Origin of the sequence: Burkholderia sp. NRF60-BP8 (assembly GCF_001522585.2) — a bacterium.
Classification (GTDB): domain Bacteria; phylum Pseudomonadota; class Gammaproteobacteria; order Burkholderiales; family Burkholderiaceae; genus Burkholderia.
Genome location: NZ_CP013373.1, coordinates 1,741,679 through 1,759,317 on the forward strand (window position 1 = coordinate 1,741,679; position 17,639 = coordinate 1,759,317).

Here is a 17,639-nt window from a genome sequence, read left to right on the forward strand (position 1 = left end):
GACGGATGACGAAGGTTCAACCCGACTGGCTCGCGCTCGCGACGCGTTTCGCGCAACTGCCCGATGCGCAGCGCGCGGTCTTCATCGACAAGCTCGGCGCGGCCGGCATCGACTTCCGCGTGCTGCCGATCCCGCCGCGCACGCCGCGCAGCGACCGCGTGCCGGCGTCGTTCGCGCAGACGCGTCTGTGGCTGCACGCGCGGCTGATCGATGCGCCGGACGCGTACCACATCACCGAGCGCCTGGCGCTGACGGGCCCGCTCGACGTGCATGCGCTGCGTCTCGCCTGCGATGCGCTGATTGCGCGCCACGAGGCGCTGCGCACGACCTTCGACGAAGCGCAGGACGGCGTCGCGCAAACGATCCGCGCGCCGTTGCGCTGCCCGTGGCGCGAAACCGATCTCGACGCGTTGCCGGATGCGCAGCGCGTGCCGCGCGCGCAAGCGCTCGCGACGGCCGACGAAGTCGAGCCGTTCGATCTCGGCACGGCGCCGCTCGTGCGCGCGCATCTGATTCGCTTCGACGCGACGCATCACTGGCTCGCTCTCACCGTGCATCACATCGTGTCGGACGGCTGGTCGTCGGGCGTGATGCTGGACGAACTCGCGGCGTTCTATCGCGCGTATGCGTCGGGCGAGCCGGTGCCGCTCGCGCCGCTGCCGATCCAGTACGCCGACTACGCGCTGTGGCAGCGCCGCTGGCTCGACGCCGGCGAGCGCGACCGTCAGCTCGCGTTCTGGCGCGAGCGGCTCGATCCGCAGCGCGGCGTGCTGACGCTGCCCGGCGCGGCCGCGCGGCCGGCGCGACGCAGTGCGCGCGGCGCGCGTCATGTGTTTTCGCTCGACGCGCGCATCGGCGCGCGGTTGCGCGCGTTCGCCGCCGCGTCCGGCGCGACCCCGTTCGCGGTGCTGCTCGCGGCGCTCGACGCGCTGCTGGCGCGCGCGACCGGCGACGCACGGATCTGCGTCGGCGTGCCGGCCGCGAATCGCGAGCGCGCGGAAGTCGCGAGCCTGATCGGCTTCTTCGTCAACACGCTGGCCATCGACGTCGACGTACCCGCGCACGGCGATTTCTCGTCGCTGGTCGCGCGGACGCAGCGCGCGCTCGTCGATGCGCAGATGCACCAGGACGTGCCGTTCGAGCAGGTGGTCGACGCGCTCGGCGTGCCGCGCAGCGCAAGCCACCATCCGCTGTTCCAGGTGATGGCCGCGTACGGCGAACGCCGCGCGCTGCCGGCATTCGGCGCGGCGTCGGCCGCGTTGCTGCCGTCGGGCACGCCGTCCGCGAAATTCGACCTGACGCTGTCCGTCGAAGCGACGCCGGACGGCACCTTCGACGCCGCCTTCATCTACGCGCTCGACCTGTTCGACGCCGATGCGATCGAACGGCTGGCCGCGCGCTTCGTCACGCTGCTGACCGATGCGCTCGCGCGCCCCGACAGGCCGATCGGCGATCTCGACTGGTTGCCTGCCGACGAACGCACGCAGCTCTTCGCATGGAACGCGCCGGCCGGTGCGACCGCTGCCGAGCCGTTCGTGCCGGTGCATGCGCGCATCGCCGCGCATGCGCACGCGCGGCCCGACGCACGCGGCGTCGCCGATGTCGATCGGGCATTGACCCGCGGCGAAGTCGATGCCCGCGCGGCGCGCCTGGCGCGCCATCTGGTGGCGGCCGGCGTGCGGCCCGAGATGCGCGTGGGCGTCGCGCTGCAGCGCTCGGTCGACCTGCTCGTCGCGCTGATCGCGGTGCTGAAGTCGGGCGCCGCGTTCGTGCCGCTCGATCCGGCTCACCCGCGCGAACGGCTGGCGCAGATCGTCGGCGACGCGAACATCGCGCACGTGCTGACCGACGCCGCGAGCGCCGCGTCGCTGCCCGAACTGCCGGCGCTGCGCGTGTGGCGCGCCGATGCGATCGATGCGCTCGACGAAGCCGCGCACGTCGCGTTGCCGGACGTGCTGCCCGGTCACGCGGCCTATGCGATCTATACGTCGGGCTCGACCGGCAAGCCGAAGGGCGTGATCGTCGACCACGCGTCGTTCGCGCGGCATTGCGCGGCGATCGCCGAGCGTTACGGCGCGGGCGAGAACGACGTGTTCCTGCTGTTTCAGTCGGTCAATTTCGACGGTGCGCACGAAGGCTGGTTTTCGCAATACATGTCGGGCGCCGCCGTGTCGGTGACGGCCGACGTGCTGTGGCCGCCCGCGCAGACCTGCGCGATGATGATCCGCGACGGCGTGACGATGACCTACGTGCCGCCCGGCTGCGCGGCACAGCTCGCCGAATGGGCGCTCGCGCACGGCGCGCCGCCGACGCTGCGCTCGCTGACCGTCGGCGGCGAGGCCACGTCGCGCGAGGCGTTCGCGATGTTGCGCCGTGCGCTGCCGAACGTGCGCGTGGTCAACGGCTACGGCCCGACCGAAACGGTCATCACGCCGACGCTGTGGATGTTCCGTCCCGGCGACGATCTCGCGAAGCTCGGCGACGCCGCGTATCTGCCGATCGGCACGCTGGTCGGCGCGCGCACCGCGCACGTGCTCGACGCGCGGCTGCATCCGCTGCCGGTCGGCGTGATCGGCGAACTGTATCTGGGCGGCGAGGGGATCGGCGTCGCACGCGGCTACCTCGACCGCCCGGCGCTGACGGCCGAGCGTTTCGTGCCGGATCCGTACGGCGCGCCGGGCGCGCGGCTGTACCGGACCGGCGACCTCGTGCGACGCCGCGCGGACGGCGTATTCGATTTCATCGGCCGCGTCGATCACCAGGTGAAGCTGCGCGGCCTGCGCATCGAACTCGGCGAAATCGAAGCGCAGCTCGCCGCGCACGACGCGGTGCGCGAAGCATGCGCGGTCGTGCACGGGCAGGGCGCGCTCGCGCAACTCGTCGCGTACGTCGAACTGACCGCCGACGCGCAGGCAGCCGCGCAGCCGGTCGAAGCCGCGACGCTCGACGCGCACCTGCGCCGCACGCTGCCCGACTACATGGTGCCCGCGCAACTGATCGTGCTCGACGCGCTGCCGCGCAACGCGAACAGCAAGGTCGACCGCGCGAGGTTGCCGGCGCCCGTGCGTGTCGAACGGGCGTACGAGGCGCCGCACGACGGCGACGAAGCCGCGCTCGCGGCGATCTGGTGCGACGTGCTGAATCTGGAGCGCGTCGGCCGCGGCGATCACTTCTTCGATCTCGGCGGTCATTCGCTCGCGGCCGTGCGCGTCGCGACGCGCGTGGCCGAACGGCTCGGCCGCGACGTGCCGGTGCGTGCGCTGTTCGAGGCGCCCGTGCTGGCGCAATACGCGCTGCAGGTGGCCGATGCGCCACGCGCCGGGCATGCGCTCGCCGCGGCGCCGGGCGTCGCGGTGGTCAAACCGGACGCGCACGGCGTATGGCCGCTGTCGCCCGCGCAGGTCGGCCTGTGGTTCCTGTGGCGCGCGCAACCGGACAGCGCCGCGTACAACATTCCGGTCGCGCTGCGCGTGCGCGGCCCGCTCGATGTCGACGCACTGCGCGCGGCGTTCTCGGACGCAGCGGCCGTGCATCCGGCGCTGCGTGCGCGGCTCGTCGTCCGTGACGGCGCGCTGCCGGGCCAGCGGATCGACGCGGACGTCGCCGTCGATCTGCCGGTGATCGACCTGTCGTCCCACGCGGATGCGCGCTCCCGCGCGGCCGCGCTGACCGACGCGGATGCGCTCGCCCCGTTCGACCTCGCGGCCGACGCGCCGCTGTGGCGCGCGCGCGTGCTGCGGCTCGGTGCGGACGATCACGTGCTGTCGGTGACGATTCACCACATCGTGTCGGATGGCGAGTCGATCGAGCTATGGCTCGATGCGGTGCGCGCCCGCTATGTCGCCCGCGTGCGGCGCAGCGCCGAGCCGGCCGCCGAAGCCGTGCGGTCGACCTTGCCGCTCGTGCTGCCCGCGCCGTGCGATCCGGCGCGTGTCGCGTACTGGCGCGATGCGCTCGCCGATCTGCCGTCGCGCGTGCTGCCGCAGCGCGCCGACGCGCCGGCCGTACCGCAATGGCGCGCGGCCCGTATCGCGTTCGAATTCGATGCGCCGCTGATTCGCGCCGCGCGCGACGCCGCGTCGGCCGCGCACGCCACGTTGCCGATGCTGCTGCATGCGGCGCTCAATATCGCACTTTTCCGCGCGACGGGCGCGGCCGACCAGCCGGTCGGCGTGCTCGCGTCGACGCGCGAGCTCACGGGCGACGCGGCCCGCGCGGCGCTCGGCCTGTTCATCAACTCGGTCGTCGTGCGTACGCGGATCGACCCGGCCGCCCGTCGCGCGGACGTGCTCGCGCAGGTGCGCGACACGGCGCTCGCCGCATATGCGCATGCCGACGTGCCGTTCGCCGACGTCGTGGCCGCGCTGCGTGCGCCGCGAGCCGCGCAGGCCAATCCGCTGTTCCAGGTGATGTTCAACTACCTGCGCCCGACGGGGGCGGCCGCGCGCGACTGGGCCGGTCTGTCGCTGACCGAATTCGACGACGTGCGCCATCGCGTCGTATTTACGCTGGAGCTCGACGTCGTCGAGCATCCGGACGGCCGCGTGAGCGCCGCGTTCTCGTATGCGGACGAACTGCTCGCGCGCGATTTCGTCGACGGGCTCGTCGATCTGTATCACGACGAAGTCGCGCGCTTCGCCGGCGCGTCGGAAGCCGCGCTCGGCGCGCCCGATGCGCGCGCGGACACGCATGTCGCGTTCGGCCCACGCGCCGACGGCGCGACACGGCACCACGCGATGGCGTCGCGTGCCGCTGCCGCGCTCGCCGCGCTGTGGTCGGACACGTTCGCGACGGCCGCCCCCGAGCCCGATGCGAACCTGTTCGAAGCCGGCGCGACGTCGTTCGACGTCGTGCGCTTCGTCGACGCCGCAAGCCGTGCCGGTCACGCGCTGACGATCGCCGACGTGTTCGCGGCGCCGACGCTCGCGGCGCTCGGCGCGCGGCTCGATGCGCGAGCGGAAACGGAACAGGAGGCGCGCCATGCTGGCTGAGGTGCGTCCGGACGGATTCACGATGCTCGATACCTACCGCCTCGCGTTCGCGGACGGCCTCTTCGCCGTGCGCGACGGCGTGGAGATCCGCGTCGCGCAGGGCGACGGGATCGGCGCGCAGTTGCTGCGCGCGCAGCTCGGCGACGACGGCGCGCTGCGCCTCGTCGCCTACAACCATCGCGCGGCGCCGGCCGACCAGCGGCGGGCGCTGCTGGCCGCGCTGGCCGCGGCGTTCTCGGACAGCGCGCGCCACGCGGCGATCCGGCTCGACCCGGCCGCCTGGCCGGCGGTCGCGCTCGACGCGCTGCGCGCGAGCGGCGTGCTCGCCGACGGCGGCCGTTGCGTGCGCGACGGCTGGGCGCAACAGGCCGATCTGTGGCGCGTCGGCGCGCTTGTGCCATGCGCGATGCTGCCGACGATGACCGACGGCCGGCGTCACCCGCGGCGGCCGCCCGCGCCGCGCGGCGACGTCTACGCGCGCGACCTGCCGGCGCTCGGCGTGCGCTTCACGCTGCGCGGCTGGCAGCCGGAGGAGGACGCCGAACGGCTCGCGCGCTGGTTCGACGAGCCGCGCGTGCGCGACGGCTGGCCGGGCGCACGGCCCGCGCCATGCGGCGCGGCAGGCCCGCAGGAAGCCGATCCGCACGTCACGCCGCTCGTCGGCTGCTTCGACGGCGAGCCGTTCGCGTATTTCGAGGCGTTCTGGCTGAAGGAGGACGCGCTCGCGCCGCACGTCGCGGCGCGCGACTACGACCGCGGGCTGCGGATGCTGGTCGGCGAGCCGCGCTGGCGCGGCCCGCACCGCGTGGCCGGCTGGCTGCCGTCCGTCGTGCATTACCTGTTTCTCGACGACCTGCGTACCGACGCGGTCGGCTGTGCCGTTCCGGCCGGCCACACGCGGGTTGCCGATCATCTCGCGCGGCACGGCTTCGCGCGGCAGCGCCGTCTCGCGCTGGCCGACGCACAGCCGCTGTGGATGCGCACGCTGCGCGAGACGTTCTTCTCCGGCCGTCACGTCTGACGGGCCGGATTCACCGACAAGGGAGCTGAGACATGCAGAGAGAAACCGTATTCGACCTGATCGGCGTGGGCTTCGGGCCGTCGAATCTGGCGCTGGCCGTGCGCCTCGCGGAGCGCGGCGGCGTGCGCACGCTCGCCCATTGCTTCGTCGAGCGCCAGCCGGAATTCGGCTGGCATCGCGGGATGCTGCTCGACGACTGCCGGATGCAGATCTCGTTTCTGAAGGATCTCGTCACGATGCGCGATCCGAAAAGCCGCTACACGTTCATCAACTACCTGTTCGAACGCGGCCGGCTGAACGAATTCGTCAACCTGAAGAATTTCTACCCGACCCGCGTCGAATTCCACGACTACCTGAGCTGGGTGGCCGACGCGTTCGACGATCGCGTCCATTACAGCGAGACCGTGCTCGGGATCGAACCCGTGCGCGGCGAGGGGGCGAAGATCGACGCACTGCGCGTGCTGTCGCGCGACGCGGCGGGCCACGAGCGCCAGCGCGTCACGCGTGCGCTGTCGATCGGCGTCGGCGGCACGCCGGCGATTCCGGATGCGTTCGCCGCGCTCGGCCGCGACCGCGTGATCCATTCGTCGTCGTACCTGGCCGACATCGACCGGCTCGTCGCGTCGCCCGACGGCGAGCGCCGCCGTGTCGCGGTGATCGGGGCGGGGCAGAGCGCGGCCGAGGTGTTCATCGATCTCGCGCGCCGCTTTGCGCACGTCGACGCGAGCCTCGTGATGCGTGCGGGCGCGCTGAAGCCGGCCGACGACAGCCCGTTCGTCAACGAAATCTTCAGCCCCGAATTCACCGACGTCGTCTATGCGCAGCCGCACGACGCGCGCCGCGCGCTGCTCGAGCGTTATCGCGACACGAACTACGCGGTGGTCGACCGGCCGCTGATCGAGCAGATCTACGAAATGCTGTACCTGCAGCGCATCGACGGCACGCCGCGTCATGCGCTGCTCGCGAACAGCGCGATCGAGGCCGCGGTGCGCGGCGCCGACGGCCGCATCGAATTGACGTTGCGCGACCGGTTGAGCGGCGCCACGCGCGTCGAGCGCTTCGACGCGCTCGTGCTCGCGACCGGCTACCGGCGCGACACGCATTCGGCGCTGCTCGAAGGCCTCGCGCCGCATCTGGGCGATGCGCTCGCGCGCGGCGACGTGACGCGCGACTACCTGCTCGCGACGCCCGAGCACTTCGCGCCGCGCATCTATCTGCAAGGCTGCTGCGAAGACAGCCACGGCCTGTCCGACACGCTGCTGTCGGTACTGGCGCGCCGCGCGGACGAAATCTGCGCGTCGCTCGAAGACGGGATCGCGTCCGCGCATGACGAAGGCGCGGCCCGGGCAACGCATGAAAAACGACCGAACAACGGGGTGAGCGCGGGCCGGATGGCTTTCGCTCTTTGACAAAGGCGCGGTCGGAGACCGCATGAAAAAGTGGAGCAGAAGAAGATGGAGTGGGCAACAGGCACGCGTGTGCGTGCGATCGCAGCCGCGGCAAGCGTGGCGTTCGGTACGGCGGCGGCAGGGCATGCTTACGCCCAGACGGCGCCGGCCGTGAACGCGGGCGCCGCGGCGTCGGCCAGCAGTGCGCAAAACGGCGCGACGGCGAATCCGTCGACGGGCGCGCAAAACGGCACGCTGCCGGCGATCACCGTCAACGCGGCCTCGGCGGGAGACGGCACGGTCGGGCTCGTCGCGAAGCGCAGCACGACCGGCACCAAGACCGACACGCCGCTCGACGAGATCCCGCAGACGATCAACGTCGTCACCGCGCAGCAGATCGAGATGACCGGCGCCACCGACGTGAACGCGGCGCTGCGCTACGTGCCGGGCTTTTCGTCGTACGGGTCGGACAACCGCTCCGACTGGTACGCGGCGCTGCGCGGCTTCACGCCGACCGCCTACGTGAACGGGCTGCAGGTGCCGAACACGATCAACCTCGCGAGCTGGCGCGTCGATCCGTACATGATCGACAGCATCAGCGTGCTGCGCGGACCGACCTCGGTGCTGTACGGCGCGGGCGATCCGGGCGCGATCGTCGACGTGCACACCAAGCTCGCCGACGGCGAACGCGTGCGCGAAGCCGGTGTGCAGATCGGCGACTATGCGCGCAAGCAGTTCATGATCGACGTCGGCGACAAGCTCGATCCGGACGGCAAGTATGCGTACCGGTTCGTCGGCGTCGCGCGCGACGGGAACGCACTGACCGGCCCGAACAACGACCAGCGCGTCGCGCTCGCGCCGTCGTTCCGCTGGCGTCCGGACGCGGATACGTCGCTGACGCTGTCCGCGACCTACCTGCAGGACTGGGGCGACATCTCGTCGAACTTCCTGCCGGCGCAGGGCACGGTGCTGCCGAACCCGAACGGCCAGATCGACAAGGACATCTACGAAGGCGACGGCAACTTCAACTACTACCGCAAGAAGCAGTGGTCGGTCGGTTACCAGTTCGAGCGCAACCTGACGCCGGCCTGGACGTTCCGTCAGAACACGCGCCTGATGCACCTGTCGCTCGACAACGGTTCGGTGTGGGGCAACGGCTTCTCGGACGACACGCTGACCACCGTCAATCGCTGGGCCGGCGTGTTCCAGACGAACTACAGCCGCTTCGACATCGACAACAACCTCGAGGGCCGCTTCGCGACGGGGCCGCTCCAGCACACGCTGCTGCTCGGCTTCCAGTACAACCGCCAGACCGCGACCGACAGCGAATGGCTGGCCGCCGCGCCAACCCTGAACCTGTACAACCCGGTGTATACGCCCGTCACGACGGCCGTGTTCTCGGATCCGAGCACCACGTTCCGCACCAACACGTACACGACGATGAACACGTTCGGCCTGTACGCGCAGGACCAGATCAAGTGGAACCGCTGGACGCTGACGCTCGGCGGTCGCGAGGACTGGGTCAACATGCGAATGGACGACCGCGCGGCCGGCACGTCGACGAAGGCGGACGTCACGGCGTTCACCGGCCGCGTCGGCCTCACGTACCAGGGCGATTACGGGCTGTCGCCGTACGTCAGCTATGCGACGTCGTTCAATCCGCTGATCGGCGTGAACCTGCTCGGCGGTGGGCTGCCGCAGCCGACGCGCGGCAAGCAGATCGAGGCCGGCCTGCGCTGGCAGCCGCCCGGCAAGAATCTGATGCTCAACGCGGCGATCTACCAGATCAACCAGACCAACGTGCTCACGCCGGCGTTGCCGAGCCAGGACGACACCGGCACGAAGTCCGTGCAGACGGGCGAAGTGCGTTCGCGCGGGATCGAGCTGAGCGCGACCGGCAAGCTCACGCGAAACCTCTCGGTGATCGCGTCGTACGTCTATCAGGACGTGAAGAACGTGCAGGCCAACGACGCCTCGCTGAACAACTGGCCGGTCGATATTCCGCGTCCGCGCCAGATGGCGTCGCTGTGGACCGACTGGACGTGGCACACGGGGCCGCTCGCGGGTTTCGGCCTCGGTGGCGGCATTCGTTACCAGAGCGCGTCGGCCGGTGCGGCCGACAACTCGCTGACGGTGTCGAGCGTCACGCTGTTCGACGCGGGCCTGCACTACGACATGCGTAACTGGCGCTTCGCCGTGAACGGGACGAACCTGTTCAACCGCCATTACATCAGCGGTTGCCAGTCGACGAACGTCTGCATTTTCGGGACCGACCGCACGGTGATCGCGACCGCGAAATACAACTGGTGACGTCGCGCGCCGCGGCTCGCCGGCCGGCCTTCGTGGCCGGCGCGGGCCGGCCGCGGCGCCTTCGTCCGCTTTTTTCCACGACGCCTCCATGCCGAAGAAAAATCTCGTCTACATCCAGTCGCTGCGCAACGGCGCGGCCGATCGCGCCGGCCAGCCGGTCGCTTATCGCGGCGGCACGCGCTACATGAAGGCGCCGCTCGAATTCCTCGTCGAGCGCCTGAACGATTCGCCGCTCGGCGAACGCTACACGCTCCAGGGCGTGATCGTCGACGACGACGACGGGTCGCCGTCCGACCGCGCGAAAGTGGCCGATTACGGGTTCGCACGCACGCCGGGCCGCCCGTGGATCCTGCCGGAAGGCTTGACGGTGCAAGGCCGGCCCGTCGACGAACTGTTCTGCACGATCGCATCGACGTACCGGCGGCTGCCGCGCGACGCGCGCGAGCGCGTGGCCGGCAAACAGGCATTCGAGCGCCGCCTGCTCGAGCGCCTGCTCGAACTCGACGCCGACATCGTCGTGCTCGACGGGCTGCTCGTGATTCTCGACGAGCTCGTGCGGCCGGGCGCGCGTTTTCACCGTCGCATCGCGAACATCCACCCGGGCATCACGGCCGACGATTCGCCGTACCAGCGGCGCGGCGCGTGGGCGACGCTCGACGCGCTGCACGGCGCACGCGGCGAACGGGTCGATTGGGCCACCGGTGCGACGTCATCCGTCGAACCCGTGACGATGACGGGCGCGTCGTTCCACTACGTCGACAACGGTATCGATTCCGGCGAGGTGATCTGCGACGTGCTCGACACGCCGATCGCGCCGGACGACACGATTCTCGAACTGCGCTGGAACAACTTCCAGCGCAGCCTGTTTCCGGCGCTCGAACGCGGGCTGCACGTGCTCGCCGATCGCCACGACGCGGGAGCATTGTGATGCAGGACACGCTGACGAAACCGGCCGGCGCGGCCGACGCCGTCGAAGGTGAAGTGGCCGCGGCGCTCGACGGCGCCGCGCACGGGCAGGCGGCGGCCGTCGTCGAGCAGGCGCTCGACGCATGGCGGCCCGACGACGCGCCGGACGCGCTGCTCGCGACCTTCGTCGCACTGTTCAACACCGACACGCGGCACGATGCGGCGACGATCTCGGTGCCGCTCGGCGGCGCCGATGCGGCGGCCGTGGCATCGTACGTCGCGCGTGCGGTGCGCGAAGGCGTGATCGACGGCGCGCAGATCGCGGGCGACACGCTGCGGCTCACCGTGTCGCGCACGACGTTCTGGCAGAATCCGCGGCCGTGGCTGAAGGCGCCCGCGTCGGGCGGGATGCCGCTGCGCTACGCGATCACGAACGGCCATCGGCATCCGGTGCGGCCGCCGTCGCCGGCCGGCGAGATTTATGCCCGCGCCATGCCGCAGGTCGGCATGACGTTCAGCCTGCGCACCGTCGACATCGACGCGCACGCGGACCTGTTCAGCACGTGGATGAACCTCGATCGTGTCGCGCATTTCTGGGACCAGCGCGGCACGCGCGACGAGCATGCGGCGTATCTCGCCGAACGGCTCGCCGACCCGCACATGCACCCGACGATCGGCTATTTCGACGACACGCCGTTCGGCTATTTCGAGTTCTACTGGGCGAAGGAGGACCGCCTCGCGCCGTTCTACGATGCGCACGACTACGATCGCGGGCTGCACCTGCTGATCGGCGACTCGCGTTTCCAGAGCGCCGGCAAGCTGCATGCGTGGTGGAGCGGGGTGCTGCACTACATGTTCGTCGACGAACCGCGTACGCAGCGGCTCGTCGGCGAGCCGCGCGTCGACCATGTGCGGCATATCGCGTACATGCATCGGCTCGGGTTCTACACGCTGAAGGAGTTCGATTTCCCGCACAAGCGCGCGGCGCTCACCGTGATCGAGCGCGATACGTTCTTTGACACTTTCCGATTGCCATGACGGGGGCGGCGCACAGCGTCGGTGCGACGGTGTGCGCGACCTTGCGATGCGCATGCATTGGCCGTCCGGTATATGGACCGCGTGGCCTGCGTCATGAAGAATGGATCGCTCCTCTCATCGACGACAGGCCGGCAGCATGAATCAGACATCCTCGACAGCGTGGGACGCAGTGGCGGATTCGCATTCCGCCAAATTGACATATGCCAGCATATGTCTACAATGGGCGCATCGTACTCCCATGGAGTGGCTCATGCGCACCGTTTCCATTTTCAAGAACGCCCGTAACCAGGCAATCCGCATCCCGAAGGACATGGAGTTCGAGGGGGTCACCGAACTCGAGATCCGCCGCGAGGGCGATACGCTGCTGTTGCGGCCGGTACGCCCCACGTGGCTGTCGTTCGCGAACGAACCGCTGGCCGATGCCGATTTCCTCGCCGAACGCCCGGCCGTCGTCGAAACCGGTCGCTTCGACCTGTCCGGCGACGCCGATGTGCCGACGGAGTCGAACCGGTGACCACGCTCTACATGCTCGATACGAACATCTGTTCGTTCATCATGCGCGAGCGGCCGCCCGCGGTGCTGTCGCGGTTGCAGTCGTGCGTCAACGCGCAGCACCGGATCGTCGTATCGGCCGTTACTTATGCCGAAATGCGGTTCGGTGCAGTCGGCAGAAAGGCATCGCCGAAGCATGCCGACCTCGTGACGAGCTTTGTCGCGCGGCTGGACGGCGTGCTGGCGTGGGATACCGCGGCGATCGATGCAACCGCCGCGATTCGCGCCGACCTCGCCGCCCGTGGCACGCCGATCGGCGCGAACGACGCATCGATCGCCGGCCACGCGATCGCAGCCGGTGCGGTGCTCGTCACGAACAACGGTCGCGAATTCAGTCGTGTCGCGGGGTTGCCGCTCGAAGACTGGGCGGCCTCGGCATGACGCAGCGAATGCACGATGGGATTGCGGTCGCGCGGCAGCCCGTCATGCCCGACGAACGGGCGGATCCGCGAGGAAGCCACCGCGGAACGCATCGAGATACCGGTCGGCGTCGTCATTGAATTCACCCGGCAACAGCGCGAACGCGCGGGCCTGCAGATCCTGCGCGAGCGTCGCGTAAGTCGCGTCGTCGGACAACAGCGCGCGGATCGCGTCGTACGTGTGCGGCGACGCAGCCCGTTTCGCGTCACGCGCGAGCAGCGCCGCTGCCGCCAGCTCCGGCTGAAAGCCATGTCGTTCGAGCAGGTCGGGCGCGACGTCCCAGATGCGCTCGCGATTGCCCGCATCGTGAAAATGCGTGAGCAGGAACAGCAGGTCGTACGCGTCGCTGTTCTGGCGCGCGCGCCGGTCCTTCCACGCCAGCAGCTTCAGCAGCGCGAGCGCCGGCAGGCTCGCCACCGGCACCGTGATGCCGGCGCCGATCGACACGGTCAGCGCGGTATCGACCGCCTCCTGAAAACCCAGCACGTTCAGCACGAAGTCGCCGCCGGGCGGCCATGCGATTTCGCCGGGCGGCGCTTCGAGCGGCCCGAACGGCACCAGGTCGAGTTCCGTGCGAAAACCCTGCATCCCGCTGTCGAACAGCAGTTTTTGCTGATGCTTCGGCGCGCGGGCGAATTGTCCGGTCGCGACGAGCGTATCGACGAGCCGTGCATGAAACGGCCAACTGACCGCGCACACCGCGACGTCGACGTCCCGCGTCGCGCGCACCGGCCGGATGCCGTGGACATGCCACATCAGGATGTCGCGTGCGGTCGCGCCGGCCACGACGAATGCCGCGTCGAGCTGCGCGCAGGCCGCGCCAACCGACTGCAGCAGCGCCACCGCTGCCGGCTCGAGCGGGCGGCTCGCATCGACTTCAAGCGGGCGGGTGGGCGAGGTATCGGTCATGGATGTGTTCGGCTGCGGCAAGATTGCGGCTGTCTCCGGACGAGACGAGATCCGCATAGATCAGAAGCGGCGGCACGAGCGGCACCTCTTGCTCGCGCCAGTCGAGTGCCGGCGAGCGCGGCCAGAACGCTTCGAGGATTTCGACGTCGCCGTGCGCGTCCGGACGCAGGCGGCCCTGCAGCAGCAGGCCGTTCGGCACGGCGCCGTGCGTATAGACGGTGATCGCGGCCGGCTTCAGATCGTGCGTGAGCAGATCGGCCGCCGGCTCGCCGCCGAGTTGTGCATCGAAGGCCGCGAAATCGAAGCCGCGCCACCAGTCGGGCGCGAGGCCGGCAAACCGGCGGCTCGGCAGCTTCGCACGCAAGCGGCTCGGGTACAGTGCGACCCATTCCTGTACGAAGCGCGGCCAGTCGGGAATCAGACGCTCGCCGTTGCGGCGTTGCCCGACGAGGCCGCGCGCGATCAGATCGTCCATCGCGAGATTGACCGTGCCGAGCGCGACGCCCGACGCGGCGGCGATCCCCCGATACGGCTGCGCGACCAGGCCCGGCTGCGTCGCAAGCGCGAACATCACGGCCAGCCCCTTCGGCGTGGTCGCGCGTGACGCCTGCCGGCGCGGCGTGCGCGCAGGTTTGGGCCGGCCCGCGATCATGACGGTCGCTTCCGGCTGGATCAGGCATACGTTGCCGGCGGTGTCGAGAAACGGGATGCCCTGGTCGATCAGGCCCCCGGCCAGTTCGCCGGAAAGGTGGGGCGCGACCAGCATCAGCGGCCGCTCGCCGGACACGTGTGCGGCTCCACCGCGGCGACGCAATTCCGCGAGCGCGCCCGCCAGCGATTCGACACGAAGGCTCACGGCGACCGGCATCTCCACGACCTGTCCGGCCACGTCGAAGCGAATCATCGCGTCGGCGCGCGCGCGGTATGCCGCCGGCACGCGCACGGGCCGCGCGTTGAAGCGCGGGGTGACGCGGCCGAACGCGGCGCACGCTTCGTCGAGCACCTGTTGTTCCGACATCGGGAGGGTGGCGTTCTTGGGCATCAACGAGGATCGCTTGTTCACTTTTTTATCATCGTACACAAAAAATGTACAAGCGTCAAAGAGTGAACGTAATCTCGTAAACCATTGAGGTAAAGGCAGTATTTCAGATGCGCAAATAGCCACGACCACTCCCTCTTGCACGAAAATTCGCGATAGGACACACAGTTTCGCGCGACCGGATCGGCCGCGGCAGTCGTCCGGATGGCCGGTCACCGTGCGTCGTGAGCCGTATTTTTATATAGCAACCATCAGTTGCTACCGCGACGACTTTCCGTCTGCCCGGTTGCTGTCGAATCGACTATCGTTGCCTGCATGTTCCCCATCGCCCATCAGGAGACGACACCGTGACGCACAGCGTGATCCCCGCCGGCCTCGCCGACGAAATGATCGAAATTCGGCACCGCATCCACGCCCATCCCGAACTGGGTTTCGAGGAATTCGCGACGAGCGATCTCGTCGCCGAGCAATTGCAGTCGTGGGGCTACACCGTGCATCGCGGGCTCGGCGGCACCGGCGTCGTCGCCCAGTTGAAAGTGGGCAACGGCAAGCAACGCCTCGGCCTGCGCGCCGACATGGACGCGCTGCCGATCCACGAAGCGACGGGCCTGCCGTACCAGAGCACGATCGCGGGCAAGATGCACGCATGCGGCCACGACGGCCACACGGCGATGCTGCTGGCGGCCGCGAAGCACCTCGCGCGCGAACGCCGCTTCTCGGGCACGCTGAACCTGATTTTCCAGCCGGCCGAGGAAGGGCTCGGCGGCGCGAAGAAGATGCTCGACGAAGGGCTGTTCGAGCAATTCCCCTGTGACGCGATCTTCGCGATGCACAACATGCCGGGCTTCCCGACCGGCAAATTCGGTTTCCTGCCGGGGGCGTTCATGGCGTCGTCGGATACCGTCGTCATTGACGTGCAGGGTCGCGGCGGTCACGGCGCAGTGCCGCACCGGGCGATCGATCCGGTCGTCGTATGCGCGCAGATCGTGCTGGCGCTGCAGACGATCGTGTCGCGCAACGTGTCGCCGCTCGACATGGCGATCGTCACGGTCGGCGCGATCCATGCGGGCGAGGCGCCGAACGTGATTCCCGATCGCGCGCAGATGCGCCTGTCGGTGCGGGCGCTGAAGCCCGAGGTGCGCGACCTGCTCGAAACGCGCATCAACGAGGTCGTGCATGCGCAGGCGGCCGTGTTCGGCGCGACCGCGACGATCGACTACCAGCGCCGCTACCCGGTGCTCGTGAACGATGCGGAGATGACGGCGTTCGCGCGCGGCGTCGCTCGCGAATGGGTCGGCGAAGCCAACTTGATCGATGGGATGGTGCCGCTCACCGGCAGCGAGGATTTCGCGTTCCTGCTCGAGAAACGGCCGGGCTGCTATCTGATCATCGGCAACGGCGACGGGGAGGGCGGCTGCATGGTGCATAACCCCGGCTACGACTTCAACGACGCGGCGCTGCCGACCGGTGCGTCGTACTGGGTCAAGCTGACCGAGGCGTTTCTGGTGTGACGGAGGAGGTGGGGCACGCGGCACCGACCCGGCCATCGGCCCCGCTTCGGCGCGGCGAACGCGAAATGTACCCAAAATTGGTACATGATGGCCGCATCCCAAGGAGATGACTCATGTCGCGAAACACATCCGTTTCCCTTGGCGATCACTTTGCCGAATTTGTCGATGCGCAGGTGCGATCGTCGCAAAGCGGCCCCACCATCCCGATATGACCTGTGCGGCCTCGATCCGAGCGCCGCATCCCACCATCTAGAACGTGCCCCCGCTGAACAACGCCACGACTGCATCCGGATTCGACGGCCAGTACATGTGCATGTACGTCGCGACGATCGCGCTGCTCCGGTAGACGGCTTCGCCGCTGTCCCGCGCGCCGTCGGGGCGCGCGGCGCGCGCGACCGGTTCCAGCGGCGTCGCGAGCCGCGAATAGTGGAACGTATGACCGCGCATCGGCCCGGTGCGCGTATCGAGCTGCTGCATGCCGAGCGCCGCGAACCGGCGCTGCATCGTCGCATGCCCCGGCAGCAGGCCGAGCATCGGCGTCGTCGAGCCATCCGCATCGGTCAGCGATTCGCACAGGTAAACCATTCCCCCGCATTCCGCGACGATCGGCCGGCCGGCTCCCGCATGCGCGCGAATCGTCCGCGCGGTCGCGGCATTCCCGGCAAGCGTCGCCGCATGCAGTTCCGGATAGCCGCCCGGCAAAAACAGCGCATCGCAATCGTCGGGCACGGGTTCGTCGGCGAGCGGCGAGAAGAATCGCAGCGTCGCACCGAGCGCATCCAGCAGCGCGAGATTGGCCGGATAGATGAACGAGAACGCCGCATCGCGCGCCACCGCGATCCGCTTGCCGGCCAGCGCGCGCGGCAGCGGCGCGGCCGCGTCCGGTTCCGCGAACGCGACGGTCGGCGGCAAGTCGGCCAGCGCCGTCTGCGCGAGCACGTCGGCCGCGCGATCGAGCCGCGCGTCGAGATCGTCGATATCGGCCGGCCGATGCAGGCCGAGATGCCGCTCCGGCAGCGCGATGCCCGCATCGGCCGGCACGTGTCCGAGCCAGCGCAACTCGTCGGGCAACGCCTGTTGCAGCAATTGCGCGTGCCGGGCCGAGCCGACGCGATTGGCCAGCACGCCGTGAAACGGCAATCCCGGCCGGAACCGCGCGAGCCCGAAGGCGATCGCCGCGAACGTCTGCGCCATCGCCTTCGCCGAAATCACCGCGACGACCGGCACGCCGAACGCGGCCGCGAGATCGGCACTGCTCGGCGTGCCGTCGAACAGCCCCATCACGCCTTCGATCAGGATCAGGTCCGCGTCGCGCGCGGCCTCGGCGAGCAGGGCGCGGCAGCCGGCCTCGCCGACCATTCCGAGGTCGAGCGCATGCACGCTCGCGCCGCTCGCGCGTTCGAGCAGCATCGGATCGAGAAAATCGGGGCCGGTCTTGAACACGCGCACGCGGCGGCCGAGCCGGCGGTGCAGCCGCGCGAGGCCGGCCGTCACCGACGTCTTGCCCTGGCCCGACGCGGGTGCGCTGACGAACAGCGCGGGGCAGGCCGGCAT

Annotated in this window: 13 protein-coding genes; 10 read left to right on the forward strand and 3 right to left on the reverse strand. The window is 69.7% G+C overall.

The window, feature by feature from the left end; genetic code table 11:
• Positions 1–5: 5 nt before the first annotated feature.
• The 8 genes from WS54_RS21455 (at position 6) to WS54_RS21490 (ending at position 12,587) form a co-directional block, all read left to right on the forward strand.
• A complete protein-coding gene (locus tag WS54_RS21455; protein ID WP_059785698.1) occupies positions 6–4,991 on the forward strand; it encodes a non-ribosomal peptide synthetase in 4,986 nt (1,661 codons plus the stop codon).
• Positions 4,981–6,012 (forward strand): GNAT family N-acetyltransferase, encoded by a 1,032-nt coding sequence (locus tag WS54_RS21460; RefSeq protein ID WP_059785700.1) that lies wholly within the window; start codon positions 4,981–4,983, stop codon positions 6,010–6,012. Before WS54_RS21455 ends, WS54_RS21460 begins: the two co-directional genes overlap by 11 nt.
• A gap of 32 nt (positions 6,013–6,044) precedes the next feature.
• The gene (locus WS54_RS21465) at positions 6,045–7,421 is read left to right on the forward strand and encodes a lysine N(6)-hydroxylase/L-ornithine N(5)-oxygenase family protein (protein WP_059785703.1); all 1,377 of its coding nucleotides are present in this window, start codon (positions 6,045–6,047) and stop codon (positions 7,419–7,421) included.
• 45 nt (positions 7,422–7,466) lie between these two features.
• Positions 7,467–9,710 (forward strand): TonB-dependent siderophore receptor, encoded by a 2,244-nt coding sequence (locus WS54_RS21470; protein WP_059785983.1) that lies wholly within the window; start codon positions 7,467–7,469, stop codon positions 9,708–9,710.
• Between the two features lie 88 nt (positions 9,711–9,798).
• Positions 9,799–10,638 carry a N(5)-hydroxyornithine transformylase PvdF gene (locus WS54_RS21475; RefSeq protein ID WP_034207289.1) on the forward strand — a complete coding sequence of 280 codons (840 nt, stop codon included), beginning with the start codon at positions 9,799–9,801 and terminating at the stop codon, positions 10,636–10,638.
• Complete coding sequence (locus WS54_RS21480; protein ID WP_059785705.1) at positions 10,638–11,654, forward strand: GNAT family N-acetyltransferase; 1,017 nt, start codon at positions 10,638–10,640, stop codon at positions 11,652–11,654. The genes WS54_RS21475 and WS54_RS21480 overlap by 1 nt, the downstream gene beginning before the upstream one ends.
• A 250-nt stretch (positions 11,655–11,904) precedes the next feature.
• A complete protein-coding gene (vapB, locus tag WS54_RS21485; RefSeq protein WP_052100282.1) occupies positions 11,905–12,168 on the forward strand; it encodes a type II toxin-antitoxin system VapB family antitoxin in 264 nt (87 codons plus the stop codon).
• Positions 12,165–12,587 carry a PIN domain-containing protein gene (locus tag WS54_RS21490; protein ID WP_034207291.1) on the forward strand — a complete coding sequence of 141 codons (423 nt, stop codon included), beginning with the start codon at positions 12,165–12,167 and terminating at the stop codon, positions 12,585–12,587. The genes vapB and WS54_RS21490 overlap by 4 nt, the downstream gene beginning before the upstream one ends.
• 42 nt (positions 12,588–12,629) lie before the next feature.
• Here WS54_RS21490 and WS54_RS21495 read toward each other — a convergent pair whose 3' ends face one another.
• Entirely contained in the window at positions 12,630–13,535 is a 906-nt protein-coding gene (locus WS54_RS21495) for a nucleotidyl transferase AbiEii/AbiGii toxin family protein (protein WP_059785708.1), read from the reverse strand.
• Positions 13,504–14,577 carry a type IV toxin-antitoxin system AbiEi family antitoxin gene (locus tag WS54_RS21500; RefSeq protein ID WP_034207293.1) on the reverse strand — a complete coding sequence of 358 codons (1,074 nt, stop codon included), beginning with the start codon at positions 14,575–14,577 and terminating at the stop codon, positions 13,504–13,506. Before WS54_RS21500 ends, WS54_RS21495 begins: the two co-directional genes overlap by 32 nt.
• Positions 14,578–14,921: 344 nt before the next feature.
• Between WS54_RS21500 and WS54_RS21505 the strand changes: the two genes are divergently transcribed.
• Together WS54_RS21505 and WS54_RS21510 are read left to right on the forward strand one after the other, a co-directional pair.
• Positions 14,922–16,085: a M20 aminoacylase family protein gene (locus WS54_RS21505; protein WP_059785711.1), complete on the forward strand. Its 1,164-nt coding sequence runs from the start codon at positions 14,922–14,924 to the stop codon at positions 16,083–16,085.
• Between the two features lie 113 nt (positions 16,086–16,198).
• Positions 16,199–16,297, forward strand: a complete 99-nt coding sequence (locus tag WS54_RS21510) for a type II toxin-antitoxin system ParD family antitoxin (RefSeq protein WP_080747772.1) — start codon at positions 16,199–16,201, stop codon at positions 16,295–16,297.
• Between the two features lie 37 nt (positions 16,298–16,334).
• On the opposite strand, the gene WS54_RS21515 is transcribed toward WS54_RS21510, so the two are convergent.
• Positions 16,335–17,639 (reverse strand): cobyrinate a,c-diamide synthase, encoded by a 1,305-nt coding sequence (locus WS54_RS21515; RefSeq protein ID WP_034207295.1) that lies wholly within the window; start codon positions 17,637–17,639, stop codon positions 16,335–16,337.

Coding starts and splice junctions, on each gene's coding strand:
- WS54_RS21475 (WP_034207289.1), top strand. CDS start 9,799: ATGCCGAAGAAAAATCTCGTCTACATCCAGTCGCTGCGCAACGGCGCG.
- WS54_RS21460 (WP_059785700.1), top strand. CDS start 4,981: ATGCTGGCTGAGGTGCGTCCGGACGGATTCACGATGCTCGATACCTAC.
- WS54_RS21510 (WP_080747772.1), top strand. CDS start 16,199: ATGTCGCGAAACACATCCGTTTCCCTTGGCGATCACTTTGCCGAATTT.
- WS54_RS21465 (WP_059785703.1), top strand. CDS start 6,045: ATGCAGAGAGAAACCGTATTCGACCTGATCGGCGTGGGCTTCGGGCCG.
- WS54_RS21500 (WP_034207293.1), bottom strand. CDS start 14,577: ATGCCCAAGAACGCCACCCTCCCGATGTCGGAACAACAGGTGCTCGAC.
- WS54_RS21495 (WP_059785708.1), bottom strand. CDS start 13,535: ATGACCGATACCTCGCCCACCCGCCCGCTTGAAGTCGATGCGAGCCGC.
- vapB (WP_052100282.1), top strand. CDS start 11,905: ATGCGCACCGTTTCCATTTTCAAGAACGCCCGTAACCAGGCAATCCGC.
- WS54_RS21470 (WP_059785983.1), top strand. CDS start 7,467: ATGGAGTGGGCAACAGGCACGCGTGTGCGTGCGATCGCAGCCGCGGCA.
- WS54_RS21455 (WP_059785698.1), top strand. CDS start 6: ATGACGAAGGTTCAACCCGACTGGCTCGCGCTCGCGACGCGTTTCGCG.
- WS54_RS21480 (WP_059785705.1), top strand. CDS start 10,638: ATGCAGGACACGCTGACGAAACCGGCCGGCGCGGCCGACGCCGTCGAA.
- WS54_RS21515 (WP_034207295.1), bottom strand. CDS start 17,639: ATGCCGGCCTGCCCCGCGCTGTTCGTCAGCGCACCCGCGTCGGGCCAG.